General features: G+C 72.6%; 1 pseudogene. It reads right to left on the bottom strand.

The features are described 5' to 3' along the window. Positions 1 to 434 (bottom strand): annotated as a pseudogene (locus JHN45_RS52465) (sensor histidine kinase); the annotation flags it as partial. Positions 435 to 492: the final 58 nt, after the last annotated feature.

The raw sequence follows: 492 nt of genomic DNA, 5'->3' as shown, positions 1-492 counted from the left end.
GCCGCGAGAGCCTTGCGGGTGGGCACGCGCAGGGCCACGAGCAGCAGGACGGCGGCCTGGACGATGACCTCGGTGGTGCTCCAGGGCCAGTTGGGGCCGGGGGTCAGCCCCGGGAGGGGATTCCTGGTGGGGAGGGGATCCATGGCGGCACGCACGGTCAGCGCGGTGAAGGCCGTCGCGGTGAGGGACAGGGCCCAGGCGGGGACGGGCCTGCGCAGGGCGAGGACCAGGGCGACACCCTGCGCGAAACCGGCCAACATGCCCTGGAACACACCCAGTTCGTACTCGCTCATCATCTCGTCCGTGCCGGCCAGGGAGAGGCCGAGAGCGGCGAGGGAGACGAGGACGTACGTGATGTACCGCAGCCGGCGGTGTCCGGGGAACAGGACGGGTGCGGTGTGCGGGGGCCCGGCACCGTCGGCGGCTGCGTTCACCCGGTCAACCCTAGGCATGGTGAGCGGACTTCGCTGCCGGGCCCCCGCACACCGCACC

It is taken from the genome of Streptomyces sp. MBT53, assembly GCF_016654115.1.
Lineage (GTDB): Bacteria > Actinomycetota > Actinomycetes > Streptomycetales > Streptomycetaceae > Streptomyces.
This window is presented reverse-complemented; position numbering and strand designations above follow the sequence as displayed.